The sequence below is a fragment of the Rothia aeria genome (genome assembly GCF_016726365.1).
GTDB classification, from domain to species: domain Bacteria; phylum Actinomycetota; class Actinomycetes; order Actinomycetales; family Micrococcaceae; genus Rothia; species Rothia aeria.
Map to the genome: position 1 here is coordinate 2,181,932 of NZ_CP068102.1, position 16,410 is coordinate 2,198,341.

At 60.7% G+C, this 16,410-nt stretch carries 15 protein-coding genes; 9 read left to right on the forward strand and 6 right to left on the reverse strand.

The features are described from left to right. Window positions 1–43: 43 nt before the first annotated feature. Genes I6I94_RS09540 through I6I94_RS09550 form a run of 3 tightly spaced genes read left to right on the forward strand, consistent with a single transcriptional unit; the run spans window position 44 to window position 2,870 of the window. Complete coding sequence (locus tag I6I94_RS09540) at window positions 44–550, forward strand: NUDIX hydrolase (protein ID WP_172425696.1); 507 nt, start codon at window positions 44–46, stop codon at window positions 548–550. After that, complete coding sequence (locus I6I94_RS09545) at window positions 547–1,644, forward strand: glycine betaine ABC transporter substrate-binding protein (RefSeq protein ID WP_037234696.1); 1,098 nt, start codon at window positions 547–549, stop codon at window positions 1,642–1,644. The genes I6I94_RS09540 and I6I94_RS09545 overlap by 4 nt, the downstream gene beginning before the upstream one ends. A 2-nt stretch (window positions 1,645–1,646) precedes the next feature. Next, the gene (locus I6I94_RS09550) at window positions 1,647–2,870 is read left to right on the forward strand and encodes a pyridoxal phosphate-dependent aminotransferase (RefSeq protein WP_094757610.1); all 1,224 of its coding nucleotides are present in this window, start codon (window positions 1,647–1,649) and stop codon (window positions 2,868–2,870) included. 97 nt (window positions 2,871–2,967) lie between these two features. Here I6I94_RS09550 and I6I94_RS09555 read toward each other — a convergent pair whose 3' ends face one another. Next, entirely contained in the window at window positions 2,968–3,237 is a 270-nt protein-coding gene (locus tag I6I94_RS09555) for an exodeoxyribonuclease VII small subunit (protein WP_126500356.1), read from the reverse strand. A 124-nt stretch (window positions 3,238–3,361) separates the two neighbouring features. Beyond that, window positions 3,362–4,657, reverse strand: a complete 1,296-nt coding sequence (gene xseA, locus I6I94_RS09560; RefSeq protein ID WP_128088022.1) for an exodeoxyribonuclease VII large subunit — start codon at window positions 4,655–4,657, stop codon at window positions 3,362–3,364. Between the two features lie 112 nt (window positions 4,658–4,769). Between xseA and I6I94_RS09565 the strand changes: the two genes are divergently transcribed. The 4 genes from I6I94_RS09565 to I6I94_RS09580 all read left to right on the forward strand — a co-directional run bounded on the left by I6I94_RS09565 (window position 4,770) and on the right by I6I94_RS09580 (window position 9,600). After that, window positions 4,770–6,266, forward strand: a complete 1,497-nt coding sequence (locus I6I94_RS09565) for a hypothetical protein (protein WP_201620652.1) — start codon at window positions 4,770–4,772, stop codon at window positions 6,264–6,266. A gap of 27 nt (window positions 6,267–6,293) precedes the next feature. Next, window positions 6,294–7,379 (forward strand): 4-hydroxy-3-methylbut-2-enyl diphosphate reductase, encoded by a 1,086-nt coding sequence (locus tag I6I94_RS09570; protein ID WP_128088019.1) that lies wholly within the window; start codon window positions 6,294–6,296, stop codon window positions 7,377–7,379. A gap of 275 nt (window positions 7,380–7,654) precedes the next feature. After that, a complete protein-coding gene (locus I6I94_RS09575; protein WP_201620653.1) occupies window positions 7,655–8,971 on the forward strand; it encodes a sensor histidine kinase in 1,317 nt (438 codons plus the stop codon). Between the two features lie 2 nt (window positions 8,972–8,973). Beyond that, on the forward strand, window positions 8,974–9,600 hold the full coding sequence (locus tag I6I94_RS09580; protein ID WP_128088018.1) for a response regulator transcription factor: 627 nt from the start codon (window positions 8,974–8,976) through the stop codon (window positions 9,598–9,600). On the opposite strand, the gene I6I94_RS09585 is transcribed toward I6I94_RS09580, so the two are convergent. The 4 genes from I6I94_RS09585 to I6I94_RS09600 form a co-directional block, all read right to left on the reverse strand. Next, on the reverse strand, window positions 9,595–10,227 hold the full coding sequence (locus tag I6I94_RS09585) for a response regulator transcription factor (protein ID WP_023134161.1): 633 nt from the start codon (window positions 10,225–10,227) through the stop codon (window positions 9,595–9,597). The genes I6I94_RS09580 and I6I94_RS09585 overlap by 6 nt on opposite strands. Further along, window positions 10,220–11,452, reverse strand: a complete 1,233-nt coding sequence (locus I6I94_RS09590; protein ID WP_128088017.1) for a sensor histidine kinase — start codon at window positions 11,450–11,452, stop codon at window positions 10,220–10,222. Before I6I94_RS09590 ends, I6I94_RS09585 begins: the two co-directional genes overlap by 8 nt. Window positions 11,453–11,565: 113 nt before the next feature. Beyond that, window positions 11,566–12,327: an ABC transporter permease gene (locus I6I94_RS09595; protein WP_023134159.1), complete on the reverse strand. Its 762-nt coding sequence runs from the start codon at window positions 12,325–12,327 to the stop codon at window positions 11,566–11,568. A gap of 1 nt (window position 12,328) precedes the next feature. Beyond that, on the reverse strand, window positions 12,329–13,243 hold the full coding sequence (locus I6I94_RS09600) for an ABC transporter ATP-binding protein (protein WP_094757618.1): 915 nt from the start codon (window positions 13,241–13,243) through the stop codon (window positions 12,329–12,331). A 377-nt stretch (window positions 13,244–13,620) separates the two neighbouring features. Here I6I94_RS09600 and ychF point away from each other — a divergent pair, with 377 nt between their 5' ends. Beyond that, window positions 13,621–14,706 carry a redox-regulated ATPase YchF gene (gene ychF, locus I6I94_RS09605; RefSeq protein WP_094757619.1) on the forward strand — a complete coding sequence of 362 codons (1,086 nt, stop codon included), beginning with the start codon at window positions 13,621–13,623 and terminating at the stop codon, window positions 14,704–14,706. Between the two features lie 111 nt (window positions 14,707–14,817). Beyond that, entirely contained in the window at window positions 14,818–16,287 is a 1,470-nt protein-coding gene (locus I6I94_RS09610; RefSeq protein ID WP_128088016.1) for a recombinase family protein, read from the forward strand. The last annotated feature ends 123 nt before the right edge of the window (window positions 16,288–16,410 follow it).

Sequence of the window (16,410 nt, forward strand, 5' to 3'; positions counted from 1 at the left end):
TAAACAGGCCGAACGCCCAAGAAGACGCGGTAGAATCGAATCTATGGCATTAGCAATGGAGACCCGACCCGCCGCCTACGCGGTTGTTATTGAGCAGGGCAAACTGCTCATGACCCGCTGGGCGCCCGAAGACCGCTCGCACGAGCCCCTGTGGACGCTACCCGGCGGCGGCATGGAACCGGGGGAGCAGGCCGACGAAACAGCCCTGCGGGAAACTCTTGAAGAAACCGGGTACAGCGTTGCCATTGAAGACGTCCTGGGCGTGCACGCCGGGCATTTCCCCGCACGCAACGGCATGTACGGCAACTCCCTGCCGTTCTGCGCCTTACGCATTATCTACCGGGCGCACATCGTCACCGGCCAGCTGCGGGCCGAAGAAAACGGCTCCTCAGACATTGCCCGCTGGGTTCCCATTAGCGAAATCGATACGCTGCGCTACGGCACCATTATTGATGAAGTGGCCTCCATGATGGGGTACGCCAACGCCGCCGCCTGGGCCTTGGAATACCGCGAATTCCTCGCCGACGAGAACGCCAGGAAACTATCATGAACACACCCCGCCCCCGCCCGCTTGTGAGCCGCCGATCGGCGCTCACTGCCGCCGCGCTCGCCCCCATCCTGGCTGCCTGCTCCGCCGGGGACAATAAACCCAAGGTGGATCCCTCCGCCTCAGCCTACGGCACCCTCTACGTCACCACCGGGGTGTTGGGGGCTAAAACCATTGTTGCCCACGCGTACGCCCAGGCGCTGCGGAACGTGGGGTACACGGTGGAGGTTATTGGGCACAATAATAACCGCGACGAGTACCTGGCGGCCCTGGGCGCCACCGAAAACACGCGCCTTGATGTTGCCGTTGACTTCACCGGCGACTTGCTGCTGCACCTGACGAAGAACGGTACGCTCAGCCCCGCCCAGCTGCAGGCGGAGCATCAGACAGCCTCCGCCAGTGCCTCCGCCGCCAGCGCCGGGGTGACCCTCACCCCCTCAGCTACCCCCAGCATCCCCGCCGATATTAGTCCAAGCCCCAGCCCGACCCCCACCAGCGACCCCATTAAACCGCGGGCCTTATCACTTAGTGACACGCTCTCAGCCATCGGTAAAATCATCCCGGGTCACCTGAAACTGATGGATACCGTCAGCGCCCAAAACCGCAACGTTCTGGTGACCACCAACGCCACCGGGGCCCGGTATAAGTTCAATAGCCTGAACCAGCTGCCCGAAGTGAAAGCGCCCCTTACCTTTGCCGTGCCCGAGGCGTATAACACCGGAAACTACGGGATTGCCCTGCTCAAGAACGTGTACAAGTACCAGGTTCCCGCCACGAAGGTGGCTAATGAGAGCACCGAACGGGAACAGCTGCTGGCTAAAGACGCGGTGCAGGTGGCGCTTCTGCACAGTATCGACCCGAGCATTGAGGATAACCGGTTCACCATGCTCGAAGACCCCCAGTCCACCCAGCTGAACCAACAGCTGGTGCCTCTTGTGCGGCAAAGCCTGCCATCTAGTGCACAGGAGGCCATTAACCGCGTATCATCTACATTAGATACCGGTAATCTGACCTTTCTACTTCGCCTCACGAGTGGAACAAACCCCGTCGCCGAAGACGAAGCAGCAAAATTCTGGCTCGACCACCCAAGGAAGTGAATATGACTAAGTACCGTCAGTCGTCGAAGCTCAATAACGTCCTCTACGATATCCGCGGACCTATTCTCGAAGAAGCGAACCGCATGGAGGCGATGGGACACCGCATCCTCAAACTCAATATTGGTAATACCGCGCCTTTCGGGTTCGAAGCGCCGGACGCGATCATGATGGATATTATCCGCCACCTGCCCGTCACGCAGGGGTACTCCGATTCGCGCGGGCTGTACTCGGCGCGAACCGCCATTGTGCAGCACTACCAGAACCGGGGCATCCTCGACCTGGAACCTAACGATGTGTACCTGGGCAACGGGGTGTCCGAGCTGATCCCCATGACCTTGCAGGCACTGTGCGAAACTGACGACGAGATCCTCGTGCCCATGCCCGACTACCCGCTGTGGACCGCCTCGGTGGCGCTATCAGGCGGTAAGCCCGTGCACTACCTGTGCGATGAGGAAAACAACTGGTACCCCGACCTTGAAGACATTAAATCGAAGATCACCTCACGCACCAAAGGGATCGTGGTTATTAACCCGAATAACCCCACAGGTTCCGTGTACCCGCGCCACATCCTGCAGCAGATAGTGGATGTGGCCCGCGAACATGAGCTGGTGGTGTTCACCGACGAAATCTACGAGAAAATTATTTACGACGGCGCCGAAGCCATTAACCTGGCCACCCTCACCGGTGACGACGTGCTGTGCCTGACCTTCTCAGGCCTGTCGAAGGCGTACCGGGTGTGCGGTTACCGTGCCGGCTGGGTTGCGATTACCGGCCCCAAACATGAGGCCGCCAACTATATTGAGGGCATCACCCTGCTCGCCTCGATGCGCCTATGCTCGAATGTGCCCGCCCAGCACGCTATCCAGACCGCCTTGGGCGGGTACCAGTCCATTGATGCGCTGGTGGCGCCCGGCGGGCGGCTGCATGAGCAGCGTGACGTGGCGTACCGCATGCTGAACGAGATTGACGGTATTAGCTGCAACCAGTCGGACGGGGCGCTGTACCTGTTCCCCAAGGTCGATACTGAGAAGTTCAACATTGTGGACGATGAGAAATTCATGCTTGACCTTCTGAAGGAGCAGAAGATCCTGTTCAGCCACGGTGGCGCGTTTAACTGGCATAAGCCCGACCACTTCCGCCTGGTGTTTTTGCCGGATGTGCAGACCCTCACCGATGCGCTGAACCGGCTGGGGGAGTTCCTCTCCGACTACAAGCAGCGTGCCTAACCGGCAGGTGTGAGAACAAGAAGCGAACGTCCGGGCACCCGCGAAATAACCGCAGGTGCCCGGACGTTTAGCGTGCCACGTGAGTTAGCCGGAGGGGCTAGCCGTGTGTTTCCTCCCCGTCTTCGGCGTCTTCACGCTGCTCGGCGCGCGCCTCATTAAGTTTTTCGCGGGCGCCCTCAAGCCACGCCTCGCACCGTTTCGCCAGGGACTCACCGCGTTCCCACAGGGCGATGGAAGTTTCCAAATCGGATGCACCCGATTCCAGCTGCCGCACCACGTTCTCAAGTTCGGCGCGCGCCTGCTCGTAGCTGAGCGTATCAACCGGCGCACCCAGCGACTCGGTATTAAAACTAATGTTTTCGGCCATGTTCTGTCCCTTTCTGGTGGGGTTCTCATAAAATCTGGCAGGGTCTAAAAACTTCTAGTGCCACCCCTGCAGCCGGTGCGGCACCGGCCCGGTGCGTCACACAGGGGCGCTGACGGGACCGAGCTCAGGCGTCCACATTCGATGCGTGCACCCCGGTGACGGACGCATCCGCGCTGCCAACCCCGGCGCGTACCGTCAGTTTCTCACCCACGGTCAGCGCGGAGGCATCCCGCACCAGCGCCCCGTCAGCCCGCTGCACAATCGCGTACCCGCGCCGCAGCGTCAGCTCAGGGGAGAGAGACCGCACCCGCGCCAGGGTGTGCGCCACCGCATCCTGCTCACGCGCCAGCCGGTGCTGCACCGACACCAGCGCCCGCTCCCGTAAACGGTGCACATCATCGGCGCGCCACCCCAGGTCATTCTCGGGGCTGGTAAACACCGGGCGCTGCCGTAACTGCTGCACATACTGCCACTGGTTACTCAAATACCCGGCGATGGCCCTGTCAATACGCCCGCGTGCCTCACTAATCCGGGCGAACTCCTCCGCCACATCCGGCACGATGCGCTTGCCGGCATCCGTAGGGGTGGAGGCGCGCACATCAGCCACCGCGTCAACGATGGGGGAGTCGGCCTCATGCCCGATCGCCGACACCACCGGGGTGTGGGCCGCCGCGACCGCACGCACCAGCGACTCGTCCGAGAACGGCAGCAGGTCCTCAAATGAGCCGCCGCCGCGGGCCAGCACAATCACATCCACCAGCGGGTCGGCATCCAGCTCCGAGAGCGCCGCACACACCTCACGCACCGCGTTCGCGCCCTGCACCGCCACCTGCCGCACCTCAAAAACAACCCCCGGCCACCGGAGCGAGGCGTTACGGATCACGTCTTTCATGGCGTCGGAATCACGCCCGGTCACCAGCCCCACCTTCTGCGGCAGCAGCGGCAGCGGCTTCTTGCGGGAATCCGCGAACAGCCCCTCAGCGGCCAGCGCCTCACGCAGCTGCTGCAGCCGCTCGTGCAGGTTGCCGGTGCCCACCGCGTGGATACGCTCACCCACCAGCGACAGGCGCCCGCTAGGAACCCAGAAACTTGGTTTCGCCAGCACCACCACACGCGCGCCCGGCACCACGTCTTTGCCGATGCTGTAGGCGGCGCGGCCAAAAAGCGCCAGAGAGAACGTGGCGTCAGCCTCCAGGTCTTTCAGGTCAATGAACACGCTGCCGCGCCGGTTATTGAGCGAAATCACCTGCGCCTCAACCCACAGCTGCGGCACCTTCTCAATATGCGCCTTGAGGTTGCGCGCCAAAAGCGCCAGCGGCCAGGGGTTCACGGCGCTCGTCTCGCTGGAGGTGGCGGGAATCTGCCGCTCATGCGCGGGCGGCACCGCGAGCACCTGCGGGCGGGCATCAAAATTACTCATACATCTATTTCTACCACCGATACGCCGCCGGACGCGCCGGAAACTCACCAATGTGTTTAGCTGAGGGCACACTCGCTAAACCCCGCAGGCGGCACAGGGTACTCTAATCAGTATGGGCGCACCCTCAACCGGCGGAACTGCCAAGAACCCTAAGACCCCCGAAACGCTAGAGAACCCCGAACAACCTGAACGCACCAAACCTTTACCCGGTGCGGGCGAGGTGGTGCCATCTGGCACGGACACCTCCGCCGCCGAACCCGATGGGAACACGCCAGAAACTGGCACCTCCCTAGACACCGGCGGCACCGAAACCCGCGATAATACGCCGAAATCCGCAGACCCACAGCACACAGACCCGCAGCCCGCTGACTCACCCTCAGAAGAGCCGCAGTCAGCGCAGCTGCAACCGGACACAGACCAGGCTATGGCAGAAACAACCCGGCCCCTGCCGGATACGGCAGCGCCGGAATCTGACTCATCCGACACCACCGCAGCCCTCGACACCCCCGACGAGGAAGAACCCACCGTAGCCCTTGACGAAGAGGCCGCTTTTAGCCACACCAAAACACTCGGCCACGCCGTGGCTGGGCGGTACGTGAGCGAAGACGACCTCGACGGCATGGGCATCCCCGCAGAGCACCCGATGCGCGCGCCCTCGGTGCTGCTGGCCCCGCCCGCCCAGCCGTTCGCGGCCGGGCTGCGCCGCACCCTCGCTATTCTGCTGGCTGCGCTCGCGCTTATTACCGCCGTCCTCGGGGCGGGCGGAAAATGGGCCGGGACCCACCTGATTAGTACCCGCGGCTTTAACGACCTCAGCTCCCGGCTGGCCGACGACCAAGACCTGCAAAAACGCGTCGCGCAGGCCGCTGTCACCGACCTGATGAACTCTGAGGGGCTCAAAAAATATTTAGACCCTAACGGCAGCAGCTGGGTGAACCGGCTGCTGGTGCACAACCGCGACAGTGTACAAAAAACCCTCACCGAAGCCGCCGAAAAAATCTCCACCACCGGCGAGTACAAGAAACTGTGGCGGCAGGTCACCACCGACACGCATGCGCACCTGATCAGTGACGAAAACACCCCCGCCGCGCTCGACATTAGCGCGTTTTACCGTGAACTTGACACCGCCGTGGGAACCTTCGGTATTTATGACCCGGACATCCCCTCCTGGGGTAACCGGTACATTACCTTAGAGGATGGCAGCAGCACAGCCGTTCACGGTAAAATCATGCAGTTGAAATCGTTCGCCGATTCGGCGGATACGTTCCTGACGGTCTCCCTCATGAGCATGCTCATTGCGCTGCTGCTGTGGCCGCGCGGGAGGCCGCTGTTCCTGGCGTGCGTGCTCATTGCCGCGACCCTCGCCGCCTGGGGTGCATCCTTTTACCTGGAGGGGGTAACCCCGGCCAGCCTCGGCATGAACCCGGGCAGCGAACTCGGCAAAGTATTCCTTGACGGCCTGTTTAATGGGGCACGCCCCGACGCGGTCGCAAGTGCCCGTGCCACCGCCAGCTACAGCCTGATCGCAACGCTCATTACTCTGCTGCTGGGTATTTTGGTGAAACTCACCAGGCTCACTGCGAGCACCACCACAGTGCCCACACACTAGAAGAACAAACCACGTAGGATAGTAACCATGTCCGTTGAAACCATCTCCCTTGGCCTGCCCCCCGTCCCCAAGGTACGCCGCACCCGCGAAGACGTAGAAGCCGCCGCACCCGTCACCGGCCAAAAACGTGTGCTGCTGGCCACTCCACGCGGCTACTGTGCTGGCGTGGACCGGGCCGTGATCGCGGTTGAGAAGGCCCTTGAACACTATGGCGCGCCCGTGTATGTGCGTAAACAGATTGTGCACAACCGCCACGTGGTTGAAACCCTTGAGAAGCAGGGCGCTATTTTCGTGGATGAGGTGGATGAGGTGCCCGAGGGGTCCGTGACCGTGTTCTCGGCGCACGGGGTGTCCCCGGCCGTGGTGTCCGCTGCGGGGCAGCGCCAGCTGAACACGATTGATGCGACCTGCCCGCTGGTGAACAAGGTGCACCGTGAGGCTGTGCGCTTCGCAAAACAGGACTACGATATTCTGCTCATTGGCCACACCGGGCACGAAGAGGTGGAAGGTACCGCCGGTGAGGCGCCCGACCATATTCAGATTGTGAATTCCCCGGACGAAGTGGGCGCCGTGACCGTGCGCGACCCCGAGAAGGTTGTGTGGATCTCCCAGACCACCCTGTCGGTGGATGAGACCCTAGAAACTGTGGCGCGGCTGCGTGAGCGGTTCCCGTCCCTGCAAGACCCGCCCTCAGACGATATCTGCTACGCCACCTCAAACCGTCAGGGCGCTATTAAGGAGATCGCCCCGCAGTCTGATCTGGTGATTGTGGTGGGGTCCGCGAACTCTTCAAACTCTGTGCGGCTTAAAGAGGTGGCGCTTGAATACGGTGCCAAGCGCGCCGAACGGGTAGATTTCGCGCACCAGGTGGATGAATCCTGGTTTGAGGGTGTGGCGACCGTGGGGCTGACTTCCGGCGCGTCGGTACCTGAGGTGCTGGTGCAGGAGGTGCTGGCGCTGCTGGCCGACTACGGGTACGAGAGCATCGAAGAGGTAGAAACCGCTAAGGAAGATATTCTCTTCTCCCTGCCCAAGGAGCTGCGTGCCGCCCTGAAAAATGATGAGAACACTGGGCGTCAGCTCGGCGGCCGCGGGGCAAAACCGACCCGCTAGAGCATACTTGCCCACCCGCGCACCCGGTGCCCTTCCCTCATGGCGTGCAAAAACGCTTGTGGGGGGCGGGGGTCGCCGCCGTCTATCCCTTCGGGCCCGGAAACCGCCGGACTATGGGGGAGGGGAGGATAACCGGGGGAGTACCACACGGTGCGCACCCCACCCATGACATTTAACACGGGTGGCCTCACGCATCCGGTGTAGCCTAAAAACACCCCGCCTATAATGGTGATACACCTTCAGGCGATGATGCACGGCAAGCACACGGAGCGAGTATGACAATCACGCGTACACCGGACCATGACAGCAAACCGGCCGCATCCAACCCGCACCGTACCGCCACCCCCACCCGCGGCAAAGCCTCTTTTTTCGATAAATCGGGTATTGTGCGGAGCCTCGTCTGGGGGAGCTGTCTCAACATTTCCTCCAGCGGTTTTATGCTGATCGCCATCAGTAACACCGGTGAAGCCGAGTTCGTCAAAAATAACCTGTTCCTGTGCACGCTGCTGTACCAAATATGTATAGTGCTGTTCTTTGCCGCCAACACAATGCCGCAGCTGATACCCGTGAAAAACACAGTACTGCGTACAGCCTTATGGTGTGTTCTGGTGACGGTACCTATCGGTTACGTTATTGCCTTATACCCGCAGGGTATCGCCGGGATGCTCTACACCATATCTCCCCTGTGGGTGGCACTGTGGCTGATGAACCTGCACATACCCTTCAAACTGGGGGTAAAAACAGCCGTTGCAATCGCCGTAGTCTTCACCACTAACTACTTTGTTGGCGTGGTGGGGCAGGGGTATTTCGATAACGCACCCACTGCCCCGTTCCCAGTCGTTTCCGGCGATAAAACCCTCAACGGGTTCTTCATTTTCGATATTGTTACCACGATCCACATTATCGCCTACTTCGTGGGCCGCAGCATGCACAAGAGCCGGGAACACAAGGCTATTGAGAAAGAACTCGATATCCTCACCGAACGCGAACGCATCGCCCGCGACGTGCACGATGTTCTGGGGCATTCCCTCACGATCGTGAACCTCAAAGCCGAGCTGGCCGCAAAACTCGTAGAAACCAACGCCCCCGCCGCGCAGGAGCAGATGCGGCAGGTTGCCCAGCTCTCCCGCCAAGCCCTCGCTGAGGTGCATTCCACCGTCACCCGTTTGCGCGTTCCCGACCTTGAAGGTGAGGTTCTGGCATCCTCACGCGCCTTGGAGACCGCCGGAATACAGGCGAACCTACCCGATGCGACAACTGCCGCGAACATTGCGGGTATGAACTCTGCCCTGTTCAGTTGGGCGTTGCGCGAGACCGTTACCAATATCGTAAGGCACTCTCACGCCACCTACGCTACCGTGCGGCTGAACCCCACCGGGTTGGAGGTTATCGATAACGGCATAGGGATTGGTGATGCCCCGTGTAAGAGTGGGCTCATCGGTCTGCGTACCCGTATCGAAGACGCAGGCGGAACCCTCACGCTCGGGAACGCACCCAAACACTGGCTGCAGCAGGCGCCTGTGGCAGGTGTGGGGGATGGGTGCCGAATCCGCATCAGCATGGACGAGAAAACCGACGAGATTATGGGGTAGCCGTGCCGCTGAGAATACTTCTTGCCGACGATCAGCAGATGATTCGTGAAGCGCTTGCCATGATTCTCGATCTTGAAATTGATCTTGAGGTGGTCAAGCAAGTGGGCCGCGGTGATGAGGTGCTGCCTGCCGTGCGTGAAACCCGCCCGGATGTGGCGCTTCTCGATATTGAAATGCCCGGTGCCACCGGGATTGAGGCGGCCGCCGAACTTGCCCGTTCGGGCCTGAGGTCGCAGACGGGCGCGCCGGTTCGTTCGCTTATTCTGACGACTTTTCGCCGCCCCGGGTATTTACGCCGCGCCCTTGAGGCCGGGGCGAGCGGGTTTGTGGTGAAAGACGGCACGGCATCGCAGCTGGCGCAGGCGGTCCGCCGTACCGCGGCGGGGCTGCGTGTGGTCGATTCGGTGCTGGCTGAGGAAGCAAAATGGCAGGGCTCCTCACCGCTGACCGGGCGTGAGACCGAGGTTCTTCGCACCGCCGAGACCGCCGGGAGTGTCAAAGAAATCGCGGGCATGCTCGGGCTGTCTTCGGGAACGGTACGCAACCACCTCTCGGCGGCTATGGCGAAAATCGACGCCATTAACCGGCATGAGGCGGTGCGCATCGCCCGCGACAACGGGTGGCTATAACCAGCCGTTGTCGGCGGCAATATTGAGTGCTTCTTGCCGGTTCGAGGCGTTGAGTTTCGCCATCGCGGAAGATAAGTGGTTGCGCACCGTGCCGGGGGAGAGGAACAGCGTCGCGCCGATCTGGCGGGCTGTTGCCCCGTCACGGGTTGCCCGCAGAATCTCGGTTTCCCTCTCGGTCAGCGGCGACTCGCCGTGCAGCAGCGAATCCGCCGCCAGCGACGGGTCTACCACGGTCAGCCCCATATTGACGCGCCGAATGCCCTCCGCCAGCTGGGACGCGCTCGTATCCTTCACCATAAACCCGCTCGCCCCGGCATCTAGAGCACGCCGCAGGTACCCCGGTCTGCCGAAGGTCGTCAGGATAAGCGAACGCACCGGCTCGCCGGTGAGCGCTACCAGTTTCGCGTCCCGGATCGCGGCTGCCACATCAATACCGCTGGAGAGCTCAGAACCGGGCATTTCAATATCGAGAAGCACCACATCCGGGTGGTACCGGTGGATCGCCGGAAGAACCTCGTCACCGCCACCAACCTGCGCGACCACCTCAATATCGTGTTCAAGCCCCAGCAGCGCGGCCAGCGCCTCACGCACCAGCTGCTGGTCATCGGCGAGCATAATCTTAATCATCTGTCTCTCCCGAAGGCTCAATTTCGGCGGTATTACCGTCCATACTAACCCGAAGCCGTGTGCCGCGAACGTCCGCCGTCCCGGAAGCGGCAGGATGCGCCCGCAGCCAGCGCGCCGGAGCATCCTCAACAATAAGGGTTCCGCCCGCAGACTCCACTCGGCTCTTCATGCCCTTAATGCCACTTCCGGCAGCGTACTCGGCGGGAACGCCCACCCCATTATCAAGAATTTCAAGCCCGGTATTGCTCACCCGCACCTCACAGAAACCGGCCTGTGAGTGCCGCACAATATTTGTCACAGCCTCACGCAGCACCCACGAGAAAAGCGAAGAATTCACCCCAACTGCTGAGAGGGCACGTTCCGCATCGGGCAGTTTCGCGGTAACTGAGGCCGTCTGCAGGGCGCGCTCCGACGCCTGAATTTCGCCCGAAAAGTCCGGGATGCGCAGCCGCGTCACCGTCGAACGAACCTCCGCCAGTGACGACCGAGACAGCTGGGCGATCGCTTCAAGCTCCGCATCGGCACGGTCAGGGTCGGCGTGCAGAAGTTTACGCGCCAAATCGGCTTTAAGCGTGATCACCGTCAGGGAGTGCCCGAGCACATCATGCACATCGTGGGCGATGCGCTCGCGCTCGCTGACCATTTCAAGTTTGGCTTGGGTTTTGTCGGCGTTTTTACTCATCTGGATCAGGTAGGAGAACGCCATAATCCCGATCATGGGGGCGCCCAGTGATAAGGTGAGGCGGGATTTCTCCGCGAAATTGATAGGGATTCCGTCAGAGAACATGTAAATTATCCAGAAAACCGCCGCGATGGTGAAGGCGCCGCGAATTCGTGTGCTGTAGGGAATGTCCTCGGTGAAGGTCCACAGTGCCACAAAGTAGATGGTGAACCCGATGAGTACATCTGCCGGTGGAATGGCGGCTATCAGCATCACGCCGCATACGGGCACGAAGAGAAGGGCCGTCCAGAGAAGCAGCCGCCTGAAATATGATGACACTGGAAGGACCCAGGGGACCGTATACGCGGCAACATCTGTGATTGAGAAAATGACCAGGCAGATAATGACGTACACGTGCTTCCACACCGGAGCGTTAGGCTCTAGAACACCGTCATAGATATACCCCAGAAATATGAGCCAGGGCGCGGAGAACCCCAGGCTAATCCAGTCGATTTTGTGTTCGTCGTGGGTGCGTGGCTGGGCTGCGGCGGGTGATGGGGTCATATGCTCCTCCTGGGCTCTAGTATAAGCACGCGTTCGGATAGAGTCGTGGGCGCATCCGGTAAGGTGGTGCCGGATGCGCCCAAGATGTGGTGGGCACGCGCCATATGAGGGTTTTAGCGCTTGGTGCTGCGGCCCATGAGCAGCGCGGTGGCGACGACGAAAATAACCGTCCACACGCTGAAGTTTACGATCCCGTACCAGAGCGGTTCGGTCATATTCCATTCGGCGCCGCTGCCGCTAATAATGGTGAGCCCTTTGCTGAAGGGGTAGCGGGCGATTTCGGCGGCACCGTACAGCGGGGTGAACCGTGCGTAGGGCATGAGGTCTTTGGTGAGCGGTGCGAAGAGCGTGCCGAAGAACGAGAACACCACCAGAATGCCGTTGGCGATTCCCACTGCGCTTTCGCTGGGTACCAGAAACCCAATGGCCAGCCCGAAGAACCCGAAGACCATAGCGCATAGTATGGACAGCGCGGCGCAGGCGATCTGTTGTTTCAGCGGCATATCGATTTTGGTCATGCGCGCAACAATGTTCACCGCAGTAATTGGTACTGCCGCCATAATGAACGCCACGCAGCATTTGGAGAGCAAGTATTTGCCGGTGTTCATGGGGGTGAGCCCCAGCTGCCTGCCCCACCCGGCCACGTTTTCGACCACGGTCAGGCCGCTGATTGACACGGTGCAGCTAATAGCGCCGTAGAGCGCGATGCCGATCATTACGTAAGCGGCGGCGTTACCGTCTGCGACTTTGATCTTTGCGTAGTCTTGCAGGGCGCCGAAGAGCAGGTAGAGCCCCACGGGCATAATGATCGTGTAGAACAGGGATGAGAAAGAGAGCACCGATCGGCGGATTTCGTAGAGTGTGTAGCGTAGCATTTTAGGCCTCCTGTGCGGCGCGATCAGTGAGCTGAACGAACGATTCGTCCAGTGAGGGTTTGACAATTTCAAGGTCGCGCACGGTGTACTTGGTGAGCAGCACTCGCGCGAATTCATCGGCGTTGGCCACGGTGGTGCGGTGCCGGTACGCCCCGTTTTCTTCGCTGGTTTCGACGCTCAGCATCGGGTATTCGCTGAAGGTGATGGGCTTATCGGCGAGGAAGCTCACGTGGCGTCCGCCGGTGAGGTCACGGATCTCTTCGGAGGTGCCGTCGGCAATGATTTTTCCGTTGTCCATGAGCACGATGCGCTGCGCGAAGTTCTGCGCCTCTTCCAGGTAGTGGGTTGCGAAAATAATGGTTTTGCCGGTTTCGGCGAGTTTGTCCATGCGTTCCCAGAAGGTTCGGCGGGCGGTAACGTCCATGCCGGTGGTGGGCTCATCCAGGATGAGGATATTAGGGTCGTGCATGGTGGCGATAGCAAACCGGATGCGCTGCTGCTGCCCGCCGGAGCATTTGCCGACTTTGCGGTGTGCCAGCTCGGTCAGGTCTGCATCGGCGAGCACCTGGTTCATGTCGAGGCGGGTGGGGTACAGCGAGGCGAGCATATCGAGGGTTTGCTGCACGGTGAGGTCTTTGAGCAGCCCGCCGGTTTGCAGTACCGCCCCAATGTTTCCGGATTGTATTGCGGCTTTGGGGGAGGCACCGTCAATGGTGAGAACACCTCGGGTGGGGGTGCTCAGCCCCAAGAGCATGTCGATGAGGGTGGTTTTACCCGCCCCGTTGGGACCTAGCAGGGCAACGATTTCGCCTTTGTCGATGGTCAGGTCAAGATTATCGACGGCGGTGACGTTACCGCTGCGCGTACGAAAAATCTGTGTGAGGCCTTGGGCCTCAATAACATGTGACGTGTTCATGATTTAAGTACAGCACCGCGGGCAGAAAAATGTGAATGTGCACTGTCATTATCTGCCTATGACAAGTGTCATGGAAGGCTGCTCCCGCGCCGGTGTGGCGCCGTCCCCCCAAGAGGCGGCGTGGCAGAGAAAAGCCTATTCAGAAGAGTTTTTTGCATTCAGAAGGTTATATCGCTTCTGAATGCAAAAAACTCTTCTGAATAGAACCCCACTGGGAGAGGAAGAAACATGGGGTGTCTCACTCTGTGGGTGCGGCGTGTCTTGTGGTGCGCTGTATACTCTCCGTCTGCACTGTAGAATGGTGGGGAGTTGTGCCTGCACTTTAGCTGTTTCCGCGGTGCGGGTGACTATAGGTACTGATTTTTGAAGGATTTTCTGTGGCTCTGACTATCGGCATTGTCGGTCTTCCTAACGTGGGCAAGTCCACCCTGTTCAACGCGCTCACCCGCAACACGGTGTTGGCGGCTAACTACCCGTTCGCTACGATTGAGCCGAATATTGGTGTGGTGAACCTGCCGGATGCCCGCCTGAACCGGCTCGCCGAGATTTTCGGGTCTGAGCGTATTCTGCCCGCAACCGTCTCGTTCGTTGATATTGCGGGTATTGTGAAGGGCGCCTCTGAGGGTGAGGGGCTGGGGAATAAGTTCCTGGCTAATATTCGTGAGGCGCACGCGATCGCGCAGGTGGTGCGCGCGTTTGATGACCCGGACGTGATTCATGTGGACGGCAAGGTTGATCCTGCCTCCGATATGGAGACCATTAATACCGAGCTGATTCTGGCGGATTTGCAGACTTTGGAGAACGCGATTCCGCGCCTTGAGAAGGCCGTGAAGATTAAAAAGGGCGACGCCGCCCAGCTGGCAACCTACAAGCAGGCGCAAAAGATTCTTGAGGACGGGAACACGATTTTCTCGCGTGCGGCTGCTGAGAAGCTTGAGATGGCGCATTTGAAGGAGCTGAACCTGCTGACCGCTAAGCCTTTCATCTACGTGTTTAACGCGGATGAGGGCGTGCTTGCCTCTGAGGAGAAGCAGGCTCAGCTGCGTGAGCTGGTGGCTCCGGCGGAGGCTGTTTTCTTGGACGCGAAACTTGAGGCTGACATGGTGGAGCTCTCCGAGGAGGAGGCCCGCGAAATGCTGGAAATGAGCGGTCAGGACGAATCGGGCCTAGATAAGCTGGCTCGCGTGGGCTTCTCGACCCTGGGGCTGCAGACCTACCTGACGGCTGGCCCGAAGGAATCGCGCGCCTGGACGATTTATAAGGGCGACACTGCACCGCAGGCGGCGGGCGTGATCCACTCCGATTTCGAGCGCGGCTTCATCAAGGCTGAGGTTGTCTCATTCGATGACCTGGATGCGGCAGGCTCCATGAACGAGGCAAAAGCCCGCGGCAAAGTCCGCATGGAAGGCAAAGACTACATCATGGCAGACGGTGATGTGGTTGAGTTTAGGTTTAATGTGTAGGTTCGTAAGCAAACTATTACAGCATTTTTGTAATAGAGAGTTGTTTGCGTGATCCATCATTTAATCGCTGCAGGTGGGCGGCATACGGTTGGCCTGCGGACTGATGGTACGATGGTCACCATTGAGTGTCAGCGTGAAGACTATGAGAAGTTAGCCGCGTTCTGTGGGTGGGAGGTTGTCGAGACTTACGTCGATCAGTCCATCTCTGCAAGCGACAAGACGAAGAAGCACCCTGCCTATCTCCGCATGGTGCAGGACTACGAGGCGGGGCTCCTCGACGCCATCGTGTGCTACGGCCTCGACCGGCTCACACGCCAGCCTCGGGAGCTGGAAGATTGGATCGACCGGGCTGAGTCCCGTGGCCTCCTCCTCGTGACAGCCAATGGCGACGCTGACCTCGGCACCGATGGCGGCAGAATGTACGCAAGGATCAAGGCGGCAGTTGCCCGTGCTGAGGTTGAACGCAAGGGTGCTCGCCAGTCGCGCGCGCACGTTCAACGCGCCCGGCAGGGGCGACCGCCCAAGGGCGTCCGCCCAATGGGCTACACAACCGCTGGCGAGCTCATCCCTCATGAGGCCGAGGCTGTGCGTGCCATTTACGCTGCGTTCCTTCGAGGGGACTCGCTCCACGGCATCGCACGTGCCCTGAGCGGCGCACAGGCTGACGGTGAGGGGGCGGGGGTTCCACGCATATCCCTGCACAGTCGGACGATCGTTCTCGAACGCAACGCACGTCGGCAGGCCGAGGGGAAGAACCCCCGTCCGGTGCCCGACGATAAGCCGTGGTCACCCTCGACCGTGCTCGGCATCCTTCGGAACCCTCGCTACGCGGGCTACTCGGTCTACACCTCCAAGGACGTGCGTCGGCAGGAGGCCGGGGAATCGCGCCGCAAGGCCCTGCGAGACAACCTCGTCAAGGACGAGAACGGTGAGCTCGTCCTCGGACAGTGGGAGGCCATCGTCGAAGCCGACGAATGGTGGACTGTGCAGAACCTTCTCGACGACCCTGCCCGCGTGACGAACCGGAGCGGCTCCACCATGCGCAAACACCTCGGGGCAGGGCTCTACCGGTGTGAAGTGTGTGGCGAGCCTGTGCGGACCCGCGCCCGCTACTACAGCTGCAACGCCGGGCATCTCAACCGCACCCGAGACGCGATTGACGACTTCGTGCGGGCTCTCGTCGTCGCCCGCCTACAGAAGAAGGACCTCAAGCGTCGCAAGAAGCAGGCGGACCCCGAGGTGAAGGACGTGTTCTCGGAGCAGATCGCACAGCAACGAGCCCGCATTGCTCGTGCTGAGCGAGACTACGACGCCGAGGTGATCGAGGGTGCCGACCTCGCCCGCATCCGTGCTGCTGCTCGGGCTGAGATCACCCGGCTTGAAGCGGAGCGATTGGTCTCCGGTACCGGGACCATGCTCGCGCCGATCCTCGGGACACCAGACCCGGCAGCGGCTTTCCTTGGGGCTCCCATCGCATTGCAACGGACGATGATCGACACGCTCATGACGGTCACGCTCAGGCGGGCGAAGCAGGGGAAGAAGGGCTTCGATCCTGAGTCGGTTGAGGTCGTGTGGAAGTGACCTGGCTTCGGGGTGCTGACGGTGTGTGCTCCGGGTGGGGTTCTCGAAACATCCAAGACCGCGCCCTGCGGACGCGATGAGGAGCAACTGTACAGCGCCCCTCCGGGGCGCGAGCTCATCCGC

Coding starts and splice junctions, on each gene's coding strand:
- I6I94_RS09540 (WP_172425696.1), top strand. CDS start 44: ATGGCATTAGCAATGGAGACCCGACCCGCCGCCTACGCGGTTGTTATT.
- I6I94_RS09545 (WP_037234696.1), top strand. CDS start 547: ATGAACACACCCCGCCCCCGCCCGCTTGTGAGCCGCCGATCGGCGCTC.
- I6I94_RS09550 (WP_094757610.1), top strand. CDS start 1,647: ATGACTAAGTACCGTCAGTCGTCGAAGCTCAATAACGTCCTCTACGAT.
- I6I94_RS09555 (WP_126500356.1), bottom strand. CDS start 3,237: ATGGCCGAAAACATTAGTTTTAATACCGAGTCGCTGGGTGCGCCGGTT.
- xseA (WP_128088022.1), bottom strand. CDS start 4,657: ATGAGTAATTTTGATGCCCGCCCGCAGGTGCTCGCGGTGCCGCCCGCG.
- I6I94_RS09565 (WP_201620652.1), top strand. CDS start 4,770: ATGGGCGCACCCTCAACCGGCGGAACTGCCAAGAACCCTAAGACCCCC.
- I6I94_RS09570 (WP_128088019.1), top strand. CDS start 6,294: ATGTCCGTTGAAACCATCTCCCTTGGCCTGCCCCCCGTCCCCAAGGTA.
- I6I94_RS09575 (WP_201620653.1), top strand. CDS start 7,655: ATGACAATCACGCGTACACCGGACCATGACAGCAAACCGGCCGCATCC.
- I6I94_RS09585 (WP_023134161.1), bottom strand. CDS start 10,227: ATGATTAAGATTATGCTCGCCGATGACCAGCAGCTGGTGCGTGAGGCG.
- I6I94_RS09590 (WP_128088017.1), bottom strand. CDS start 11,452: ATGACCCCATCACCCGCCGCAGCCCAGCCACGCACCCACGACGAACAC.
- I6I94_RS09595 (WP_023134159.1), bottom strand. CDS start 12,327: ATGCTACGCTACACACTCTACGAAATCCGCCGATCGGTGCTCTCTTTC.
- I6I94_RS09600 (WP_094757618.1), bottom strand. CDS start 13,243: ATGAACACGTCACATGTTATTGAGGCCCAAGGCCTCACACAGATTTTT.
- I6I94_RS09610 (WP_128088016.1), top strand. CDS start 14,818: ATGGTCACCATTGAGTGTCAGCGTGAAGACTATGAGAAGTTAGCCGCG.